Below are 19,103 nucleotides of genomic sequence, written 5' to 3' on the forward strand. Positions count from 1 at the left end.
GCTGATTATCTGTGCTTATCGACTATTCACTCTCGGCTTATGCCCGGGGGCTTGCGTTCCGGCGTTGATCTGCCAGTCGGCACGCGGATTAGCGAAAGAGGCGGGCCTGGGTGGCTGTGCCGATCGCTCTGATGGCGCCCAGTTTCTTTCCAAGAGCACCCTTTTTAAGTTCGCAACAATCTTTTTTGTGAGGCCTGCCAACGGCCGAGAGCTGCGCGCTCAGTTCCAAGACCTTGGCCACGCCGTTCTGCATGCGAGTCCTCCTGACGTTGGCCACGCTCTCCGGAGCGATCTCAGGCAGTGCGGCCCTCCTGCCGGTCGTGGCCAGTGATTTCCTTTCGGTCAACGGTGCAGAGCCCCTTGACCCTCTGGATCTGATGGTCGAGCCCCAGGCCTCTGGGCTGCAGGCAACGCTTTCTACGGCGGAGGTCAAACCGGTTCTTGCACCTCCTTCCCCTGAGGTCCCCAAGCCGAAGCTGAAGGTCGTGCCCGAGGTGGTGAAGGTCATCACTGGTGAGGCCAGTTGGTACGGCCCCGGTTTTTACGGCAACCTCACGGCCAACGGTGAGGTTTACAAGCGCGGCACGATGACGGCGGCCCACCGCACGCTTCCCTTTGGAACAAAAGTGCGCGTCACCAACCTCTGGAACGGGCGCACGGCCGTGATCCGCATCAACGATCGCGGACCTTTCATTGATCACCGGGTGATCGACCTGGGCCACGGCGCCGCCTCTGACCTGGGGCTGACTGCCTCTGGAATTGCCCAGGTCAAGCTTGAGGTGCTCCGCTGAGCTGCGTCGTTCTCTCCACCCAGGTCGAGCTGGAACGTTTCCGGGGCAACCTCGGTGGACCTCTGCAATTCGTGCCCACCATGGGGGGGTTGCACCAGGGTCATGGTGAGCTGATCCGCCTCGCTGCGGCACAGGGTCCTGTGCTCGTGAGCGTGTTCGTTAATCCACTCCAATTCGGGCCAGCTGAAGACTTTGATCGCTACCCGCGAACCCTCGAAGCGGATCGCGATTTAGCCGAACGTTGTGGCGCCCATGCCCTTTGGGCCCCGAGTGTCGTCGCCATTTATCCAAGTGGCCTCCAGTCAGCGGTGTCGCGTTCAGCACCGGCTGACCTGCAGACCCATCTGTGTGGACCCTCCCGTCCTGGTCACTTTGATGGGGTGGTCACTGTCGTGGCCCGACTGCTGCAGCTGGTGGAGCCGTCTTGCCTTTGGCTGGGTGAGAAGGACTGGCAGCAGCTGGTGATCCTGCGCCGGCTCGTGGCCGATCTTGATCTGGGCGTGGCAGTGCAGGGCGTTCCCACCGTTCGTGAATCCGATGGTCTGGCGTTGAGTTCCCGCAACCAATACCTCTCCTCTGCTGATCGGGCTCGAGCCGCTGCTCTGCCGGCGGCACTGCGTCGTGCCGATCCCAGTGATCCTGAGACTTCGGTGCGACAGAGCCTCGCTGAAGCAGGGCTTGAAGTGGAGTATGTAGAGAGGGTCGATCCCCGCACCCTTCAGCCCTGTGGCTCTGAAACGGCCATCTCACTTTTGGCCGCGGCGGTGCGTTGCGGGACGACCCGTTTGATTGATCACGTATTCCTGATGACCCGCCAGCCTCTTGTTGCCATCGATGGCCCTGCCGGTGCTGGCAAAAGCACCGTGACTCGGGCCTTTGCTGAGCGGATGGGGCTGGTTTACCTCGACACCGGTGCGATGTATCGGTCGGTGACCTGGTTGGTGCAACAGAACGGTGTGGACCCCCAGGATGCGGCGTCGATTGCACCGCTGTTGAACGACCTTGACCTTCAGCTGCGGTCGCTGCCCGGTGGTGGCCAGCAGGTGTTGGTGAATGGGCAGGACGTGAGTGACGCGATTCGCTCGCCGGAGGTCACCGCGTCGGTTTCGGCTGTAGCCGCCCACCGTTGCGTCAGGCAAGCGCTGACGGCTCAACAGAAAGCGATGGGTGCCAAGGGTGGTTTGGTGGCAGAAGGCCGCGACATCGGCACCGCTGTTTTCCCGGATGCGGATCTGAAGGTGTTCCTCACGGCCACGGTGGGCGAACGGGCCCGGCGCCGGGCTCTGGATCTGGAGCAGCGGGGCTTCCCGGTGCCTGAGCGATCTGAGCTTGAAGCACAGATCGCCGAACGGGATCACCTCGACAGCACCCGTGAGGAGGCTCCTCTGGTGCAGGCGGACGATGCCGTTGAGCTCGTGACCGATGGCATGAGCATCGAGGCTGTGATCGATGCCCTGGTGGGGCAGTTCCGGTCTCGGGTGGCTGAAGAAGCCTGGCCTACGCCGGCGGGCTGAGCTCCTCGAGCAGGTTGGCGCAGGCATCCTCGAGCAGGTCGAGCACATGCTCGAAGCCCGCCTCGCCCCCGTAATAGGGATCCGGTACTTCCGTTTCAGAGAACCGGCCGGCGTAGCTGAGCATGGGCTTGATGCTGGCCGTTGCTTGGGGCCCGGCTTCGCGAGCCAGTCCCTGGACGGCCGCGAGATTGTCGTCGTCCATGGTCAGCACCAGATCGAAACTCGAGAAATCGTCGAGGCTGATCTGCCTTGCTCGGCTGGGGAGGTTGATGCCGCGGCGGTTGGCGGCAGCCTGCATGCGTCGGTCTGCCGGGTTGCCCACATGCCATCCGCCCGTTCCGGCGGAATCCACCACGAACTGATCACTGAGGCCACGCTCTTCAAGCAGATGCAGGAAGACACCTTCGGCTGCCGGTGAGCGGCAGATGTTGCCGAGGCAGACGAACAACAGTTTCTGGGTCATCCGGCGTTGAGGCGTTGTAGGGCTTTCAGAGCCCGCAGCTGCACCACCCTGACACCTTCCGCATCGGATGCGAGCTGGTTCAGTGCGGCCAGGCCCTGTTCGGCGAGGTGCGCTGACACAGCTGCGCTGTTCAAGCGTTGCTCGAGTCCGTAGGCCGCTGCATAACGCACCACCCACTCGTCGTCTCGCACGGCTTTGAGCAGTCCCTCGAAACAGCGCACAAGCTGATCGTGCGCTGCGTCTTCACTTAACTCCAAGTCCGCTAGGCCACGGGTTGCGGAGCGCCGCACGCTCGGAGCGATGTCGGCCTGAAGGGCATGCTCCAGGAGGTCAAGACCCCGTGGATCCCGCAGGGCGGCAATCACCTTCACCACCCAGGCCCGTGCGCCGTAATTGCGGGCATCCAGGCTCACCAGAAGGATGGGAATGGTGTCCCGTCCCAGTTGAATCAGCCCCTGTGTTGCCACGGCTGCCACCGCTGGATTGTTGAACCCCAGCACCTTCACGAGCGGTTTGGCGGCCTCAAGGTCGTTCAGTGCACAAAGGGCTTGCGTTGCTTTGACCAGCTCAGGAGTACTGGTGGCCCGCTCGAGCGTCTGAAGCGCCTGGTCCAATGCTGTTGTGGTCATCAGAGCAGTCCGTCCATTGCGTCGAGAACGTCATCGGGGTCGTCGTTGCGTTCCGCCACCTCTCGGAGTGCAACCAGCTTGAGGCTGGGTTCCACCGCCGCCGTGCGGATCGAGGGCACGGCGGCGATCCAGCCGGTGGCGCCGAGGTCGAGCAGCGCGCCGCGGCGCACCAGGGGTTCTGGATGGTTCAGCAGCTTTTTCAGTTCCATCCCCCATTGATCAAGTCCGGTCAGCTGCAGCAATGCTCGGCAGGCCGCTGAACGGATCAAGGGCCGAGGGTGCTCTGTGAACGGATGAATCACCGCGAGATTGCTGCTGCTGCCATCACCGATGTCCCCCAGGGCTTCCAGCAGTGCTTCACAGGGTTCGTTGAGCAGGGGGGATGAGGGTTGCTCAGCTCCTGCTCCCTCCAATCCACTGGCAAGCAAGGCGCGGATGCCCTCAACAGCCCCACAGCTGCCCATGGCACCAAGCGTGCGGACCACCTCCTCTCGCACGGTGTAATCGTTGGAGTGCAGCAGCGCCAGAAGAGGTTGTTCCGCTCTCATGTCCCTGAGTAGACCGAGGGCACGGATTGCGTTGAGAGCGACACCGCGCTGCTCTGGATCAATCGGCGTGGCATCCAGTGCTTCAAGAGCCCTTAGCAGAAGAGGGGTGGCATCGGGATGCTGGCTGCGCATTTTTCCGAGCCACCAGGCGGCGTAGTACTGCGCCGAAGGGTCCTCCGTCTGGCGGAGGTTTTGGATCACCTGCGTTTCACTCAGCGGTTCCATCACACCCAGGCCGATGCCATGTCGGCTGTCCAGCTTTCAGTTCGTTTGAACCGGAACGGTCCCGCCACCGAGCCCCAGCAACGCTCATTGGTTTCTGGGTCATGACCGCGATCGAGGGTCGCAAGGGAGTCTCCCTGCAAATGAAAGCTGCTCACCAGCACGGTGTCTTTGCCATTCCGTTGCACGATGCATTTGCAGCCTGGTTCCATGGCGCCGTGGTAGCCGTCTGGCTGTTCGAGCACTTGGTAGTGGCACTGATCCAGGCTGATCAGGTCGCTGTCCTGAATGGCAAGGCGCAGTTGTGGATCAAACGTGGCTCCGGCGAAGCGTTCCGGATCACGGAAGGTGTGATTCCAGAGCTTGATGGCGCCGGAGGCCTGCTCTTCAGCGCGGATCATGCGCAACCGATAGGGATGCTTGGGATCAACGGCATAGGTCTGTTCGAGCAGAATTGACCCTGGATGGAGCTGTATGAGCGGGCGATACCTCAGAAAGATGTGGGCATAGAGGGGTGGATTGTCGAAGGCTTGCTGCTGGTTGCTGTATTCGCCGCAGAGCAGGTTGAGAAAACGCCGAACGTTTGGGGTGATCACAGCGCTCTGATGGGGCCGAAAAAGAACAATAAAAAAAGCCCCCCGAGGGGGGCTTGGAACGCAACGTCGGCTGATCAGATCAGGGCGTTGATGGCGTAATCGATGTAGCTGTTGGCTTCGGTAGCAGCATCGCCGCTGAGGCCGTGATTGGCCTTGATGTGCTTCAGAGCTTCCACATACCAGGACGGGGAGAGCTCGAAGGTGCGGTTGATCTCGTCGAGACCAGCGATCAGGTAGTCGTCCATGGGGCCGGTGCCACCTGCCACGAGGCAGTAGGTGATCATGCGCAGGTAGTAGCCCACGTCACGGGAGCACTTGGCTTTGCCTTCCGAAGTGGCGGAGTAATTGGACCCCTCCATCTGGGTGGTGTAGGGGAACTTGGTGTAAACGGCCTGTGCAGCTCCATTCACCAGGGAATCAGCCTTGCTGGTGAGAGCCTTGGCAGCCTCGAGGCTGGCCTTGGCACGGTTGAAGCGACCGGAGGCAGCCTGAACTTCGGTGTTGCTCAGGAAGCGGCCCTGGGAATCTGCTGCTGCAACAGCTTCGGTGAGGGGAGTTTTCATTGATCGTTATGTGAATGAAAGACGTCGAATCCAGGCGCCGATCAGGCGACGGAGGCGGCGGCGCGGTCGAAGTAGGTGCCGATTTCGCTGCTCAGGGAGGCGCAGTCACCAGCGGCGATGCCAGCTTTGTCGTTGACGATGGCCAAAGCGGCGTCCTTCATCAGGTTCACGCCGGCGGCGACAGAAGCACCGGGGGTGCCGAGGGCCAGGTAGGTCTCACGCAGGCCGTTCAGGCAGCGGTCTTCCATCACGGAAGCGTCGCCGGTGAAAGCGGAATAGGTGACGTAGCGAAGGATGATCTCCATGTCGCGCAGGCAAGCAGCCATACGACGGGAGGTGTAAGCGTTGCCGCCGGGGGCGATCAGGGCAGGCTGCTGAGCGAACAGCTGGCGGGCAGCGGAAGCAACGATGGTGGAAGCGTTGCTGGAGATGCGGTTAACGGCATCCAGACGCTTGTTGCTGTCGGAAACCATGGCAGCGAGGGCGTCGATCTCGCTGGTGCTGATGAATTGTCCCCGGGCGTCGGCCTGGGCGACAACCTTGGTGAAGGCGTCGAACATGGTTGTTGTTCCTGTGAACTACGTCTGGAAGGGAATTTCAGACTTGGAGGGATGGCAGAAGGCTATTGCCTCGATCCCGACGTCCGCGATTCTGACCAACTGCTCGGGAGCCTCCCGAAAGCTGTTCATAATGCTTAACTCCCTTGCGGCGACAAGGAAGTGGCGGCGGCTTCTTCGAGGTCAAACAGCACGCCGTGGATGTACGACTCCGTCCATTCGCTGCCGTAGAAGCGCGTCAACATGCCGCGGGCTGGATCTTTCTCGGCGCGATAGGCCGTGTAGCGCTTCTGGCCCGAAAGCAGAAGTGCCGCACGCTCATCGTCCACGGCCTGTGCCTCCTCCACCAACGCCAGGTAGAGCTGGAGGTAGTCCGCAAAGGCCGGACGGATCACGCGGTCAATCAGCGCATCACCTTCTTCCCCCAGCGGGATCCGAGTCCAGAGAAAGGCAGGTGAGAAATACGGCTTTGCCTCGTCAGGGATGGGGCCCCCGTCGGGCAGTTCGGCGCGCCAGCGCTCGAACAGGGGCATCAGTCGCTGCCAGACCGGTCCCGTGTGATCGGGATCTGTCTTGTCGACAGGCTGCAGGTCAAGAGCAAGCAAGTGCCCGTTGGGCAGCGTCACCAGATCGGCTCCGAAGAACGGAAGATCAAAACGGCTGCTGGGGTTGATCACGAAATTGAGCACCGATGCAGCGGCACCGGCTTCAACACAGGCACAGCGCACCTGGCGCAGCTTTTCGGTTGAGCAGGCCCAGGTGGCCGTGCTGACGTGGACGGGTTTCGCCTTGGACCCCGTGCTCCCCTCTTTCTGCAGGAATCGTTCTGCTACCGGATAAGGCTTCGGCTGCAGAGGGGCCAGAGCGGCGACGGCGGTGTCGAGAAAAGGCTGCCAGCGCCATCCAGGGATCTGGACGGGTTCAAGACTCGACGTGCGGAGGGGGAGGCTCATGCGGGCTGACTGGCGGGGAAGAGGAATTCGTGCAGGAATCGGTCGGACCAGTCCTTGCCGAAATGGCTGGTGAACAAGCCGTGGGCTGGATCGCGTTCAGCGCTGTAAACGTCGTAGGCGTTTTGGAGTCGTTCCACCTCGGATGCCGCCAATGCTGACTGCCCTTTGGCTTGGTCATGCATCGACCAATAAGCCGAGAGAAAGGCATCGAAAGCTTGGGGAAGCGATCCTTCCGCTTCGTCGGCACCGCCGCGGCAGAACAGCAACCAAGGAGAGAAGTATTGGTTGGGATCGAAGGAGCGCATGGTTTCCTCACCGTTCAGCTCGGGGTACTGCTCGTGCAGAGCCCTGAGCCCTGTGAAGTGGCGCTCCAGGTACTCCTTGTCCTGAATCAGCGGCTGAAAGTCGAGAACGGCCACCAATTTCTGACGGGCGCCGAACCAAAGCAGGTCCACCCCCATGAGTGGGTGGTCCAGGCCGTGTTCGGGATAGGCCACTGAATTGAGAACTTGCAGGCTGTCGCCGGCATCGAGCCGGGTGACGCGCCAACGGCGGAAGCCTGGAACACTCCAGAGCCAGCTTTCGATCTTTCCGCCGCTTTTGCTGGATTGGCAGTGTTGCAATCCCTCGGGTACAGAAGCGGGTTGGCCCCCCCGCTCCTGAATGCCCTGATGAAGTTGGTCGAGGAAGGAATCGAACATCAGTGTGTGGTCTCCAGCACGGGTGAGTCAGCGACCTGGCGGGCCTTGTCGGCCATGGCCTTGATGTCGTCGTCGCTGGGGCAGCGCAGTTCAGTGCAGTACGTCGTCATCGACACGCCATCGAGGCACTGCACGGAACTCACGCGCATGCGCACCTGATCGGTCACGAACCAGCAACGCTCTGTTCCCACATTCGTGTCGTATCGGGTTGTGATGGTGAGAACGCCGTCATCGGCGAAGGTGTAAGTGCTAACCACCGATTTTTTCTCGACGTAACCGACGTCACGAAGCAAAAAGCCCTTACGGGGGTTGCCCTGTTCAGGCACATCGACGATGACTGCGGCGTAGTCATCGTTTCGAACCGCCTTTTTGAGGTTGCTTTCCCACCAGAAGCGGCCTCCACCGGCGGCGCGGTCTGTCGCCACCTGCAGTGCGTCGCAGACCCGCTGCACAACGGGGTCGGAGGCATCGAATGGCTCGATCACCAGATTGGAATCAGCCGCTTCATCGTCCTGATGGTCGAGGTGATGAATCGAGCGGCGGTTCAACCAGGTGCCGCGGCTGGCCTGGAGGAAGTCCGCCATGGTCATTGGCGGCACAAACGACGTCATCGCTCAGGCGTTGGTCATGATCTCTTGCTGCTTGAGCAGTTGCTCCAGCACCTCTTCGAGGCGTTGCAGTTCCGCATGCTCAGCAACAGTGGCGTCGATTCGCTTCTGCGGCAGCTTCAGCTTTTTCCCCATGGCGATCACGTCCTCGCGCAGGCGGTTGCGGTACGCCTCGAGTTCGGCAATCGAATCGTTCAGTTCTTGCAGCGTGGGTTCGGCCATCGGTGCTCTGCGGTGGCACGAGGGTAAGCCGCATCAGGGATCTGCTGGTGATGCCTCTACGGCGACCCACTTATTAATAGATGTGGGTCGAAAAACCTGCATGCAAGCTGAAAAAGCCCTCTGATTCCTCGCCAGATGGCCCTATCGCCGCTGGAGAGTTCTGCATCAACTCGCAATATTTGTCGGCTAAGTGACGAACCGTTGCGTGAACACCCCCCTTCCGCAGGGGTGGCCCGTTGACCCAGTTACTTTTTTAGGGCGCTTCGCAGGCCAAGCCTGAAACGTTCAGCTCGATTCTCTTTTTGAGGAAAGCGCCGTCGTTTCTCACCTGGTAGTCGAGAAGCATTCCCTCCCCCTTGTCTGGCTTTCCAATGCTCGACGCATTCTCCCGTTCCGTCGTCAGCGCTGACGCCAAAACTGCTGCTGTGGGTGCTGGCGATATCGCCGCTCTCCGTCAGTACGTTGCTGAAGGCAACAAGCGTCTGGACGCTGTCAACGCCATCACCTCCAATGCCTCCTGCATCGTGTCTGATGCAGTCACCGGCATGATCTGCGAGAACACCGGCCTGATCCAGGCAGGTGGTAACTGCTACCCCAACCGCCGCATGGCTGCTTGCCTGCGTGACGGTGAAATCGTTCTTCGTTACATCTCCTACGCCCTGCTGGCTGGCGATGCATCCGTGCTGGATGACCGCTGCCTGAACGGTCTCAAGGAGACCTACATCGCTCTGGGGGTTCCCACCCAGTCAGCTGCCCGCGCTGTGGCCATCATGAAGGCCTCCGCCACCGCTCACATCGGCGAGACCAACACCCCGGCTAACGGCGGTTCCAAGTTCCGCAAGATGGAGACCACCCAAGGCGATTGCTCCGCTCTTGTTGCTGAGGCTGCCTCTTACTTCGATCGCGTAATCAGCGCTGTCGCCTGAGTCAATCGGGTTTTCCCATTTCCTCAACATCACCCTCCATCTAAAGGATCTCAACGATGAAATCCGTCGTCACCACCATCGTGACCGCTGCTGACGCAGCAGGTCGCTTCCCCTCCCAGAACGACCTCGAGGCCGTCCAGGGCAACATCCAACGCGCCGCCGCTCGCCTCGAAGCTGCTGAGAAGCTGGCTGCTGGCCTCGACGCCGTGACCAAGGAAGCTGGCGATGCCTGCTTCAACAAGTACCCCTACCTCAAGCAGCCCGGTGAGGCTGGTGAGAACCAGACCAAGGTGGACAAGTGCTACCGCGATCTGGGCCACTACCTGCGCCTGATCAACTACTGCCTGGTTGTCGGCGGCACCGGCCCTCTGGACGAGTGGGGCATCGCCGGCGCTCGTGAGGTGTACCGCACCCTGGGTCTGCCCACCGGTCCTTACGTCGAAGCACTCACCTACACCCGCGATCGCGCTTGCGCTCCTCGCGACATGAGCCCCCAGGCTCTGAACGAGTTCAAGTCCTACCTGGACTACGTGATCAACGCTCTTTCCTGAGCGCCTGTTTCGCGTCACTCATTCATAGGAATCAGGAGGCCGAAAGGCCTCCTTTTTTATGCTCATGTCGACGGATGTCGTTCAACTTGAATGATGTTCATTGGCAGCAGTGCTCCACTTAGGCTGCAAAGAACCCTGATGTTCAGGGGGCTTTGCAGTTTTTAAGTTCTGATGACTTCGCAGTCGCAGGTTGAACGTCCGGATCTGGATGCGTTGTTTGCGGATCTGGCCCATCCCAACCCCCATCTGCAGACCCAGGCCTATTTGGCGATGGTTGACCATTGGCCAAACGAGTCGATGCCACGCCTGATCTCGCTGTTGGATCAACCCGATGTGTCCTTGCGTCGCGCTGCTGTGCGAGGGCTCGGAGCCTTTGGTGCGACAGCACTGCAACCCCTGGCGGAGCTGTTTGAAGCCAGTACGGATGGCACGGTGCGCGCCAGCTGCGTGAAGGCCTACGCCCAGATTGCATCCAACTACCCGGATCAGACCTTCTCTCCTGCCGCGATGGCTGTGCTGGAGAAGGCACTGTCGGACGACTCCCCCGTGGTGTCGCAGTCGGCGGTGATGGCCCTTGGCCAGGTGGGTGTTCAAGCGCTTCCGTTGCTGATTCAGATCTGCAAGGGAGACAACATCGCCCATGTGCAGTCAGCTGCCATGGCGTTGGCTGAAATTCCTGATCCCAGTGCAGAAGCCTGTCTCAGAGAAGTGCTGGCTGATCCCTCTACCGATCCGCTGTGCCGGCAGATGGTGGAAGCTTCCCTCGGCCGGTTGGAAAGCAGCCGCTAGGCAAAAAATACGGGACGAAGGCCCCTCAGCCTTCGTCCCGTAGTTGCGCATGCAGTGCTCGACGCGAACACCACGGATGTGACATTACGTGAACGATGCGTGCAACTGTGTTCAGTCGTCTCTGCTGAGCTGATTCACAGCAAGTTTCAGCACCACAGCGACGGATGGGTCGCTCTCCGTCTCCATGCACTGCTGGAGTAGCCCGATCACGGAAGGGTCCTCCAGTTTCATCAGCGACAACGCGGCATTTTTGCGAACCAGTGCCGCTTCGTCCTGCAGGTTCGGCAGCAGCAGTGGGGTAGCCCATTCGCTTTCGTTGAGCTTGCCCATCAGGGTTGTCGCTTCAGCCCGAACGTCTTCATCTGGATCCCTCAGGGCATTGGTGAGCAGCTGGCGCGCATCCTCATCACCAAGGTTCTGGATTTGATCCCCGAGGGCGGCGATGGCTGCCGTGCGGATCTGGGCATGGGGGGATTGGGCAGCCTTGCGCAAGGCCTCCGGGGCCCGTGCGCCCACGAAAGCCAGGCCCCAGCTGGCCAGGCCCGTCTGCATCGGGGTGCTGCCGGTGTCCACCAGGATGTCGAGCAATCCGTCAACGGCAGCGGGGCCAATGGCGGCCATGGCGCCAACGGCTGATCCCTGGACGACCGGATCGGCATCGTTGAGCAGAGCCTTTAGCAGGAATGGAAGGGCGCGTTGATCGGAAATTAACGTCAGCGTTTTGGCAGCCGCGCGGCGCACCGTCACGTTCTCGTGGTCGCACATCGCGGTGCAAAGGGCTGGAACGGCAGCACCACCAACGGTGCCGAGGCTTTCTGCAAAGGTGAGGCGCAGCAGTCCACGCCGGTCTCCCAGGCCGGCCACCATGCGCTCGATGGCCTGGGTGTCACCAGCGAGACGCTCACCCTGCCGCAGTTGTTGCTTCAGCTCCTCAGCCAGTTGCTCGGCTTCCTCTTCGCTCAGCTGAATCGTTTCAGGGCTGCTTACGGGAGACATCGATTCGGTCACGGCAAGGCTGAAGCAGCCATTCATTATCCGTTTCTCCCATCGCTAAGGTCACCGGACTGCACTGTTTGTTGTGACCCGATTCGTCCTTTCCCACAACCTGCAGATCCAGGATTCCGCCGTGCCTCCTCTTGCCTTTGATGCCCTGGCCAAGGCGTTGGCGGAGCAGTGCGATTCGGTGACAGCGTCGGAAGTGCTCAGCCACCCGCATTGGAAGATCAGCCTGGAGTCCACTTCGACTCCAGGACAGTTGGCTGAAGAGATCAGTCAGGCCTGGCGCAAGATCCGTGCTGATCAGGGTCATTCCATCGACCATGCCGTCATGGCTCTTGGTGGTCGTAAGGATTCCGAGGGAACGCCCGGCGCCCCGCTTCAGCAGGGCGGCTGGGGTGTGGATGTGGTGGAAACCCGCGATCCAGACGGGTTTCTGCAGGCGATCAATTGGAGTGGACTCACGGCCGGCCGGCCGGCCGATGGCATCTTCCAGGTGATTGATCGCCCGGCTTGAGTTCAGCCGCGCTTGCGACGTCCGCCACGTTTGGCTGGCTTCTTGTCAGCTTTGGGAGCCTCTTCTGTAACGGCGGCCACGGGTGCGGCTGCTGGGGCCGGTGCGCTGGCTTCACCGGAGCCGTAGGAGAACGCCACTAGATCAATCGCAAGGCCACGGTTGTGCATCGACTGCATGCTGCGGCAGAGCTGTGCAAACGGCACCCGCACTGAGCGTGCCGTCCAAGGGCGTGAACCGGGCTCAATCCCTGTTCGTACAGCAATTGATGTGGCGAGGGTGGGTCCCATGGCAGGCGATGTGACTGCGTTGAAGATGCCGCAGCTGCCGGGATTTTCGAGCCTTTCGCAATCTTCCTTACGAGAGCAGATCCACGCCCTGCGGCCTGTGGGGTCCTGCAGAATTAACCCCCCAAGAGCGTGCTGCCTTGACCGGAGCTTTTGACAACATCCATCCGGGGCTGTCCCAAGGCGATGCGATCCGCCTGCTGAGCACTCCGCTTGAGGAGCTGGAGTCACAGAGTGATCCCTACATGGCGGCGGCCCATCTGATCAACTTTCCGGGCCCCGAAACGGAAAAGGCGTTGATCGCCTTGGTGATGGATCCGGAGCAAGCGCAACCACGCAAATTGGCGCGGCGGAAGGCTGTGGAAGTGTTGGGACGGCTGGGCTGTCAGGAGGCCATGGCTGCCATTGCCAACTGCCTCAACAGCGACGACCCATATCTGGTTGAGAACTCTGCTTTTGCGCTTCAGCAGCTGAACTGCCAAGACGCCGCCGTTCATGAGGCGTTGCAGCAGCTGTTGTCAGACCCAGCCCAGAACCGACGGGTGTTGATTCAGAGCCTTGCCGCGTTGAACGTCTCCCAAGCGGAGCCGTTGATTGCGAGCTTCCAAACCTCGGACCAGCCGGGGGTCCGCGGTGCGGCCATCAGTGCCAGCATCCGTCTGGGTGGCAGCCGAGACCACGTCTCCGTTCTTGGCGAGCAGACGTTGTTGCCCAATCAGATGGATCGCCAGTCGGCGATTCAGGATGCGATCAATGCCGGAGTAACGGAGCTTCTGCCTCAGATCCTGCGCGCACCTGTTTCGCCGGTGTTTCGGATGCGGGCGTTGCGTGCGCTCTGGCCTGAGGGCCGGCTGCAGAACGATGGTCTTGATCTGATCGAGCTGCTTGATGGCTTGATCGTCGATCGACCGGAAGCCTTGGAACTGGTGCACGCCTACGACCAGCCGCCCTCAGCCGATTTCCTGATTCAGGAATTCTTCGGCACGGATTTCAGTCGCAGTTACCTCGCACTCCAGACTCTGCAGGACCATTCAGCGGAGCAGCTCTGGCCAGCTCTGGAGCAGCGATGGCATGCCGAGGCCCACAACGACTATGGGGCGCATTACTTTTTCATCCGCCTGTTTTCAAGGATAGGGCCCTGGCCTGATGAGGCTCTCGGCCTGATCGAATCCATCCTTGCGGAGGCCATCACCACGCGCCGGCCGCAATTCATGAAATCCAAGCCGGCTGCTGTGTTGGCCATGGCCGGTTTGAAGCTCGTGAAGGATCCAGACACAACGGTGGCGTCTTGGCTCGATCCACAAGCGACGCCCTTCTGGGAAGCCCGTTATGCCGCTGCGATGGTGGCGTCTCCCGCGCAGTTGGCGTCGGCCCTGGATGACCCCGAGCCCTTCGTGGCGATGCGTGCGCGAGCCGCCTGCAACGCCACCGCTGGTTGAGCATGAAAAAAGGGGGCGGATGAACCGCCCCCTGCAATGGAGTTCGAATCGAATCTCTCGGCTGAGAATCAGGCGAGGGAGTTGATCACGTAGTCCAGAGCAGCGTTGTACTCGGTCAGAGCCTGGGGGCTCAGGTCACGAGGAGCGCAGCCGTCGTTACGCATTTGGGTGAAACCAGCAACGTAGGTGCCGGGGTCGATGCTGAGGGCCTTGTAGACCTCACGCTGACCGTTGATGGCCAGTTCGTCCAGAGGGCCGGTGCCGCCAACAACCAGGGAGTAGTTGATCAGACGCAGGTAGTGGACGAAGTCGCGCTTGCACTTCTCCTTGCCTTCGGTGGCGCACTGGCGGGGCTGACGGCCGGTGGCACCGTTGGGGTACTGGGTGTAGACGGCGTCGACAGCGCGCTGAGCGATAGCGTCGTAGTTCTGAGCGATTTTCTCAGCAGCCTCGAGACGGGCGGCTGCACGCTGCAGGGAACCCTGCACAGACTCCAGGTCGGAGCTGGTGGGGAAACGGGAGCCGCTGTCTGCGGCGCCGATGACGGTGGTGAGAACGGACTTCATTGATTTAAAAGAAGGTTGTGCTTGAAAATCTCAGGCGGTTCAGCTGATGGCGCTGATCACCATGTCGAAGTAGGAAGCAGCCTCAGCGGAGAGTGCGTTGCAGTCGCCCTCAGTCACAGGCATCTTGCGCTTCTCACCAGTGGTGTTGTTGGTGTTGGTGATGTGCGCACAGGCGGAGGCCTTCATGATGGCCACAGCGCGGGAAGCGGAACCGGAAGGAACGCCCAGAGCGGCATAGGTCTCGCGCAGACCGTTCAGGCAGCGGTCCTGCAGCACGGAAGCGTCACCAGCCAGCAGGGCGTAGGAGACGTAGCGCATGATGATCTCAGCATCACGCAGGCAAGCAGCCATCTTGCGGTTGGTGTACACACCACCGTTGGGGGCGGTCAGGCCGGTGTTCTCGCAGCAGATACCTGCAACGGAGTCGGACACCACGCAGGAAGCGTTGGCGGTGATGGCGTTCACGGCGTCCAGACGCTTGTTGCCTTCGGCGATGAAAGCCTTCAGGTCGTTCAGCTGAGCGCCACCGATGAAGCTGCCGCTGGAATCAGCGGAAACAGCCTGCCTAGAGAATGCGTCGAGCATAATCAAATGCTTAGGAGAGGGGGGTAGATGCGATGCATCACCCCGGGACCGTACGCCGCCCGCCAAGTCATGGGGGCAATTGCTTCAGGCTTCTCAATACAAATTTGCACTGAAAAAAGAAAGAAAAACAAAAGTGCGAAGTGGCTTCGATTTAAGAGAGAAGGAGTGCCACTTCTCGGCAGCTCCACTGCAGCGGCTGCCAGGGATGGCTGCGGCCAACCTCCTCCAACAGTGATCTTTGATCCCGCAGCCCAAGCCGCAGGCAGCTCCAGGCGCCCGCGATTCGGGACTTCGCGTATTGCGGTGCTGTTTCCGCCAGTGCCTCTCGCACCAGGTCGCTGCGTTCATGCAGCTCCAGCAGTCCGGTGCAGCTCGCCAGCAGGTAGTGGACGCCGTAGTCGCTGCCGAGGCTGGAGCGCAGCGCATCGATCTGATCCAGTTGCGCTCCCCTGGGCATAGCCATCAGAGCTTTGGCGGCGGCGTACTGGCGTGCTTCGTCCCGATGCTGCAGTCCCTCCTTGATCGCTTCGGGGTCGGCAGCGGTATCGGGAATGCCGTCCAGATTCAACTGTCTTGGATCGTCCTGAAGCAGCTCCTTCAACAGATCTGTCGCATCAGGATCAACGGCGCCGGCTTGGCTGGTGGCCATCTGAAACGCACTCTTGGCGCGCAGGGGCATCGAGACCGGGCAACGGATCAACGCCGCCAGGGCTTCGATCCGGCCCGCATCCCCCAGATCGATCACGGCGGCCCGTCGTCGCCCGGGGTTGTCATCCCGGAGTTGCTCCACAAGCGGATGAAGGCCTTGCTGGTCGCCCAAAACCCGAACGGCATAGGCATGGGCCGCTCCCGCTACCAGGGGATTGCTGTCGTTGCGGCAATGAGCGATCTGGCCGCTGGGATCGTTCATGCCCAAGCGGCAGAAGGCCTGAAGCACCGCCCGGCGTTGGTTGTCGGGGCCCTGAAGCGCTTGCAGCAGTGCCGTTTGCTCCTCCTTATTTAGAGAGGTACTCAGCCGGGCGATGGCATCAGCGGCATTGACGACGGTGGGTTCGTCATCGGCCTGTAGGGCAGCAAGAAGAACAGGAAGCGCCGAGCGGTCTTTGCGTCGGCCCAGGGCTTCGAGGGCCTTGCGCCGGGTGATGCGTTCGTAGAGGTCGTCGGAATCGTTGGCTCCGGCTGCCAGGAGTCTTTGAAGGGACTCGGGGGATTGGCAGGCGCCAAGACGGGTTGCGGCGAGATATTTAAGGCCAGGATTCTTGAGCTCGGCGGGCGGCTTGAGCAACGTTTCCATCGCCGTCTCTTCACTCATTCCAGCGAAAAGAGTGTCGAAGCGTTCGCTCATTGCCGATCAAGAATTTGAAAAACCTGAGGATGGTTCATTTGGCTTATGATCCCGTCCAGCCAAAGCTTAAGCCGAATGGCCGTTGCCGAAAGCGCAGCTCAAGAAATTCGTCGATTTGTTGAATTGCATCAATCCGGATCGGCGTTGAATCAAATTGCCTCGCTTGATGATCTCAATGCATTGTTGAAGCAGGTCGAAAGCCCTTTGGCTGCCTCACTTATCCCGCTTGAGCAGGCAACGCGTCCCCCCAAGATTCTGGTGGATTCGGGGGTAACAGAATCAAAGGTGCCCTGGCGAATTCTTCAGTGCCCTGGTGGTCCTTTGGTACTGCAGATGATCTGTGAAAAGGTTAATTTTGCCCTCTGGATTCAGGAGTGTTGATGATGGCTAACTCTGAACTTGAGCGTTTCGTCCAGGCGATTGCGGATGATCACGGGCTAGCCACGGGGATCAAGACGCTCGGCTCCCATTACGACATTGTTGCCTACGCCAACATCCGTGGCTACTCGATCACCTTGGCGGATTGGGGGAGATATCTGGCCATGGATTGGTTGCAGACCTCCGATGGCGATCTGGCCTCTGTTCACCGGGCCGATCCAGCCCATTGGAGCTGGGCATTTCGTCAATTGTCCCGCTGGCGTGCGCTGTTGATGGATGGTGCTGAATCCGAGGGAATGCTTGGCCCTGCAGATTTTTCGGTGACCCGGGATCAGTCCGTTGCCCAGCCGGCTAGCGCCCCGGCACCCAGCCTGACGGATGCAGAGAAAGATGCGGCTTTGGCGTCGTTCATCCAGCTGGTCAAAACACGGCCTGATCTCAAGGACCAGGTGAAATCAGCACGGAACCAGGATGAGGTGATTGGCTTGGCCCAAGCCCAGGGTTTTGCCATTGATTCGCTCACGCTGTTGCGGAGTTGGAGTCAGGTGTCTGACTTCAGCAAACCCACCTGGTTCGGCTGGTTTGATGATTGATCGCTTCAGCTGATCTCCGCGTAGCGGGTGCGTGTGGTGCCGCGTTTGGCCCAATAGGTCACCAGTGACTCACCACCGGGTCTGGGAACTGCTGCTGTAGCACGCAGGATTTTGAAGGTGCGCCTTGGGCCCATCGGCCAGTTGCCGGCAGCTGCAATTTTTCGCACCCGTCCACCGATGGCTTCAATGCAACGCTCGAATTTTTCGAGGTGGGTTTGATCCACCGTTTCAAAGATGAAATCGGTTCCTTCGCAAATCAGATGCTGCGATCGGATCCAGGTTTTCAGTTGTTTCTCGGCCTCAATTGCAGACATCGTCTAGCCGCTCAGACGAGGAGGTTGCTCACCACTGGAGCCAGTTTTGGTCCAGCTCGTTCCCGAGGTGAGCCACACGTTTGAATCGCAGCGGCCCGTGTTCGGAGCCCCAGCGCTGCTCATCCGTGTCGGGGTCAAAGCCTCGATCGCGACTGATCCAGTCTGTTGCGTTGACATCCACTTCGCTGACCAAATACGTCAGCCGGCCATCCCGGGGAACCATGCAGTTCTTGCCAGGTTCCACTTCACCCAGGTATCGACCGGATTCAACCTCGCGAAAGTGCATCCCACAGCCACAACGTGGCTTCAGAGACTCAGGCTTGAGGCTGTTGAGGAGTTCAGGCCGTTGGCCTGCACCAGCCAGCCGGATGGGATCAGCAAATCCGTAGTTTTCAACGATGAACGTCTCACCCTCGGCCGGAAGCAAACGATGAATGCCTTGACGGTAGGGCCGCCAAGGATCGTGGTCATAACTTTGCTCTGAATAAAACCCAGGCGCTTTAAGAACATCCCAGGGGAGCGGGCGAAAAAAGATATTGATGTGAGCGAAATCCTTGGGGTTCTCCTGAGATTGTTGGAGATTGCTGTAGTGCCCTGCGAGAGTCTTGGCGAAGAGGAGCACAGCCTCGTTGTTGTCTGACATTGGCGTGGGATCAGCTGCTCAGGCGCCGCACTTCAGAAGCAAAGGACGTTTGCAACACACCTGATCCAGCCGATGTGCGGAGCACCGAAGAGCGGCAGCGAACATGCTCCGAGACAAACCAGATGCGTTCTTCGGCGATGGATTGCTCGTATTGCGTGGTGAGCAGAAATGTTCCGTCGCTGAGAAAGCTGTAGCTGGATTCCGCTGGTGCTGCTTCTGCATAGCCAACACTCCGAAGCAGAACCCCTTTGCTGTCATCGCTTGGAATGGGCACAATCAGGCATGAACCTGATGAGACCTCATCGGGATCATCAGGTTCCCAATCGCTTTCGGCAGCCCAGGTCATTCGAAACGGTGCCGAGACCTCTGATCCTTCACCCAGGCTCGACGATTGAATCAGGTTGTTAATTTCTTTATCGGAAGCGTCAATTCGTGATATGTGAACTTCACTGAGGACTTCTTCAAATTGCTGAAAAGCGAGGGAGTGGCCGGATCGCATTGATCGCCATGTTCCCTCGCTTTGAGCAACAAATTGCTCGATGTTCATTTGGTGCTGGAGTCGGTCTCAGCCTTCAGATCAGGACGGCTGTTCTGCACCATGTTCACCATGGAGTCGATCATCATCGACATGGCAACAGGAACGGAGGACACAGAAGACTGAAAGCCCTGATTCGATCCCGGCTGGCTGTTGGTGGGTTGACGAAGGATGGGCATGATTCAAAAGCTGGCGGTTTCAGGAGATGAAATCTCCCTGGATTCACCGATTGGGTCCAGACGTTTCAGGTACCAATCATGACGGACTGATCCGGC

General features: G+C 60.1%; 28 protein-coding genes. 9 read left to right on the top strand and 19 right to left on the bottom strand.

Translation table 11 applies throughout. From position 1 onward, the window contains the following. The first annotated feature begins 251 nt into the window (after positions 1 to 251). Positions 252 to 791 (top strand): septal ring lytic transglycosylase RlpA family protein, encoded by a 540-nt coding sequence (locus DXY02_RS00555; protein ID WP_114987319.1) that lies wholly within the window; start codon positions 252 to 254, stop codon positions 789 to 791. Then, positions 788 to 2,305, top strand: coding sequence for a bifunctional pantoate--beta-alanine ligase/(d)CMP kinase (locus DXY02_RS00560; protein WP_114987320.1), 1,518 nt, complete (start codon positions 788 to 790; stop codon positions 2,303 to 2,305). The genes DXY02_RS00555 and DXY02_RS00560 overlap by 4 nt, the downstream gene beginning before the upstream one ends. Here the strand turns inward: DXY02_RS00560 and DXY02_RS00565 are convergent. The 10 genes from DXY02_RS00565 to DXY02_RS00610 form a co-directional block, all read right to left on the bottom strand. Continuing rightward, positions 2,289 to 2,768 carry a low molecular weight protein-tyrosine-phosphatase gene (locus DXY02_RS00565; RefSeq protein ID WP_114987321.1) on the bottom strand — a complete coding sequence of 160 codons (480 nt, stop codon included), beginning with the start codon at positions 2,766 to 2,768 and terminating at the stop codon, positions 2,289 to 2,291. The two genes, DXY02_RS00560 and DXY02_RS00565, sit on opposite strands and share 17 nt — an antisense overlap. Continuing rightward, positions 2,765 to 3,397, bottom strand: coding sequence for a HEAT repeat domain-containing protein (locus tag DXY02_RS00570; protein ID WP_114987323.1), 633 nt, complete (start codon positions 3,395 to 3,397; stop codon positions 2,765 to 2,767). The genes DXY02_RS00565 and DXY02_RS00570 overlap by 4 nt, the downstream gene beginning before the upstream one ends. Continuing rightward, positions 3,397 to 4,170 (bottom strand): HEAT repeat domain-containing protein, encoded by a 774-nt coding sequence (locus DXY02_RS00575; protein ID WP_114987325.1) that lies wholly within the window; start codon positions 4,168 to 4,170, stop codon positions 3,397 to 3,399. The genes DXY02_RS00570 and DXY02_RS00575 overlap by 1 nt, the downstream gene beginning before the upstream one ends. Then, the gene (locus DXY02_RS00580; protein WP_114987327.1) at positions 4,170 to 4,763 is read right to left on the bottom strand and encodes a chromophore lyase CpcT/CpeT; all 594 of its coding nucleotides are present in this window, start codon (positions 4,761 to 4,763) and stop codon (positions 4,170 to 4,172) included. The genes DXY02_RS00575 and DXY02_RS00580 overlap by 1 nt, the downstream gene beginning before the upstream one ends. Before the next feature lie 74 nt (positions 4,764 to 4,837). After that, a complete protein-coding gene (gene cpcA, locus DXY02_RS00585; protein WP_114987329.1) occupies positions 4,838 to 5,326 on the bottom strand; it encodes a phycocyanin subunit alpha in 489 nt (162 codons plus the stop codon). Positions 5,327 to 5,367: 41 nt separating this feature from the next. Further along, entirely contained in the window at positions 5,368 to 5,886 is a 519-nt protein-coding gene (locus tag DXY02_RS00590; protein ID WP_114987333.1) for a phycocyanin subunit beta, read from the bottom strand. A gap of 134 nt (positions 5,887 to 6,020) precedes the next feature. Then, entirely contained in the window at positions 6,021 to 6,836 is an 816-nt protein-coding gene (locus DXY02_RS00595) for a phycoerythrobilin:ferredoxin oxidoreductase (protein ID WP_114987336.1), read from the bottom strand. Continuing rightward, positions 6,833 to 7,537, bottom strand: coding sequence for a 15,16-dihydrobiliverdin:ferredoxin oxidoreductase (locus tag DXY02_RS00600; RefSeq protein WP_114987338.1), 705 nt, complete (start codon positions 7,535 to 7,537; stop codon positions 6,833 to 6,835). Before DXY02_RS00600 ends, DXY02_RS00595 begins: the two co-directional genes overlap by 4 nt. Then, the gene (locus DXY02_RS00605; protein WP_114987340.1) at positions 7,537 to 8,148 is read right to left on the bottom strand and encodes a phycobiliprotein lyase; all 612 of its coding nucleotides are present in this window, start codon (positions 8,146 to 8,148) and stop codon (positions 7,537 to 7,539) included. Before DXY02_RS00605 ends, DXY02_RS00600 begins: the two co-directional genes overlap by 1 nt. Positions 8,149 to 8,151: 3 nt before the next feature. Further along, complete coding sequence (locus DXY02_RS00610; protein ID WP_114987342.1) at positions 8,152 to 8,367, bottom strand: hypothetical protein; 216 nt, start codon at positions 8,365 to 8,367, stop codon at positions 8,152 to 8,154. 371 nt (positions 8,368 to 8,738) lie between these two features. Here DXY02_RS00610 and cpeB point away from each other — a divergent pair, with 371 nt between their 5' ends. The 3 genes from cpeB (at position 8,739) to DXY02_RS00625 (ending at position 10,633) form a co-directional block, all read left to right on the top strand. Continuing rightward, the gene (gene cpeB / locus DXY02_RS00615; protein ID WP_114987344.1) at positions 8,739 to 9,293 is read left to right on the top strand and encodes a class 1 C-phycoerythrin subunit beta; all 555 of its coding nucleotides are present in this window, start codon (positions 8,739 to 8,741) and stop codon (positions 9,291 to 9,293) included. A 56-nt stretch (positions 9,294 to 9,349) separates the two neighbouring features. After that, entirely contained in the window at positions 9,350 to 9,844 is a 495-nt protein-coding gene (cpeA, locus tag DXY02_RS00620; protein ID WP_114987347.1) for a class 1 C-phycoerythrin subunit alpha, read from the top strand. Positions 9,845 to 10,015: 171 nt separating this feature from the next. Further along, positions 10,016 to 10,633, top strand: a complete 618-nt coding sequence (locus tag DXY02_RS00625) for a HEAT repeat domain-containing protein (RefSeq protein ID WP_114987348.1) — start codon at positions 10,016 to 10,018, stop codon at positions 10,631 to 10,633. A 111-nt stretch (positions 10,634 to 10,744) separates the two neighbouring features. Here the strand turns inward: DXY02_RS00625 and DXY02_RS00630 are convergent, their stop codons facing one another. Then, positions 10,745 to 11,629, bottom strand: a complete 885-nt coding sequence (locus DXY02_RS00630) for a HEAT repeat domain-containing protein (RefSeq protein WP_244276088.1) — start codon at positions 11,627 to 11,629, stop codon at positions 10,745 to 10,747. Between the two features lie 82 nt (positions 11,630 to 11,711). Between DXY02_RS00630 and DXY02_RS00635 the strand changes: the two genes are divergently transcribed. Further along, positions 11,712 to 12,146 (top strand): DUF2656 family protein, encoded by a 435-nt coding sequence (locus tag DXY02_RS00635; protein WP_114987352.1) that lies wholly within the window; start codon positions 11,712 to 11,714, stop codon positions 12,144 to 12,146. A gap of 2 nt (positions 12,147 to 12,148) precedes the next feature. On the opposite strand, the gene DXY02_RS00640 is transcribed toward DXY02_RS00635, so the two are convergent. Continuing rightward, the gene (locus DXY02_RS00640; protein ID WP_137024340.1) at positions 12,149 to 12,433 is read right to left on the bottom strand and encodes a M15 family metallopeptidase; all 285 of its coding nucleotides are present in this window, start codon (positions 12,431 to 12,433) and stop codon (positions 12,149 to 12,151) included. Positions 12,434 to 12,570: 137 nt separating this feature from the next. On the opposite strand from DXY02_RS00640, the gene DXY02_RS00645 reads away from it, so the two are divergent. Further along, the gene (locus DXY02_RS00645) at positions 12,571 to 13,869 is read left to right on the top strand and encodes a HEAT repeat domain-containing protein (RefSeq protein ID WP_114987356.1); all 1,299 of its coding nucleotides are present in this window, start codon (positions 12,571 to 12,573) and stop codon (positions 13,867 to 13,869) included. 68 nt (positions 13,870 to 13,937) lie between these two features. Here the strand turns inward: DXY02_RS00645 and mpeA are convergent, their stop codons facing one another. The 3 genes from mpeA to DXY02_RS00660 all read right to left on the bottom strand — a co-directional run bounded on the left by mpeA (position 13,938) and on the right by DXY02_RS00660 (position 16,365). Then, on the bottom strand, positions 13,938 to 14,435 hold the full coding sequence (gene mpeA / locus DXY02_RS00650; RefSeq protein WP_043695066.1) for a class 2 C-phycoerythrin subunit alpha: 498 nt from the start codon (positions 14,433 to 14,435) through the stop codon (positions 13,938 to 13,940). Positions 14,436 to 14,474: 39 nt separating this feature from the next. Then, positions 14,475 to 15,020, bottom strand: a complete 546-nt coding sequence (locus tag DXY02_RS00655; protein WP_114987359.1) for a bleomycin hydrolase — start codon at positions 15,018 to 15,020, stop codon at positions 14,475 to 14,477. A gap of 151 nt (positions 15,021 to 15,171) precedes the next feature. Then, complete coding sequence (locus DXY02_RS00660) at positions 15,172 to 16,365, bottom strand: HEAT repeat domain-containing protein (protein WP_114987361.1); 1,194 nt, start codon at positions 16,363 to 16,365, stop codon at positions 15,172 to 15,174. Positions 16,366 to 16,440: 75 nt separating this feature from the next. Between DXY02_RS00660 and DXY02_RS00665 the strand changes: the two genes are divergently transcribed. Both DXY02_RS00665 and DXY02_RS00670 read left to right on the top strand, forming a co-directional pair. Beyond that, complete coding sequence (locus DXY02_RS00665) at positions 16,441 to 16,746, top strand: hypothetical protein (protein ID WP_114987363.1); 306 nt, start codon at positions 16,441 to 16,443, stop codon at positions 16,744 to 16,746. Positions 16,747 to 16,748: 2 nt separating this feature from the next. After that, a complete protein-coding gene (locus DXY02_RS00670) occupies positions 16,749 to 17,336 on the top strand; it encodes a Nif11-like leader peptide family natural product precursor (RefSeq protein WP_114987440.1) in 588 nt (195 codons plus the stop codon). 5 nt (positions 17,337 to 17,341) lie between these two features. Here the strand turns inward: DXY02_RS00670 and DXY02_RS00675 are convergent, their stop codons facing one another. The 4 genes from DXY02_RS00675 to DXY02_RS12320 are packed head-to-tail and all read right to left on the bottom strand — an operon-like array spanning position 17,342 to position 19,007. Continuing rightward, positions 17,342 to 17,650: a CpeR family transcriptional regulator gene (locus DXY02_RS00675; RefSeq protein ID WP_114987367.1), complete on the bottom strand. Its 309-nt coding sequence runs from the start codon at positions 17,648 to 17,650 to the stop codon at positions 17,342 to 17,344. A gap of 28 nt (positions 17,651 to 17,678) precedes the next feature. Continuing rightward, a complete protein-coding gene (locus DXY02_RS00680; RefSeq protein WP_114987369.1) occupies positions 17,679 to 18,293 on the bottom strand; it encodes a chromophore lyase CpcT/CpeT in 615 nt (204 codons plus the stop codon). Between the two features lie 10 nt (positions 18,294 to 18,303). Then, a complete protein-coding gene (locus DXY02_RS00685; protein WP_114987371.1) occupies positions 18,304 to 18,840 on the bottom strand; it encodes a phycobiliprotein lyase in 537 nt (178 codons plus the stop codon). Beyond that, entirely contained in the window at positions 18,837 to 19,007 is a 171-nt protein-coding gene (locus DXY02_RS12320) for a hypothetical protein (protein ID WP_170950981.1), read from the bottom strand. Before DXY02_RS12320 ends, DXY02_RS00685 begins: the two co-directional genes overlap by 4 nt. Between the last annotated feature and the right edge of the window lie 96 nt (positions 19,008 to 19,103).

This window comes from Synechococcus sp. N19, from assembly GCF_900474045.1.
Classification (GTDB): Bacteria; Cyanobacteriota; Cyanobacteriia; order PCC-6307; family Cyanobiaceae; genus Parasynechococcus.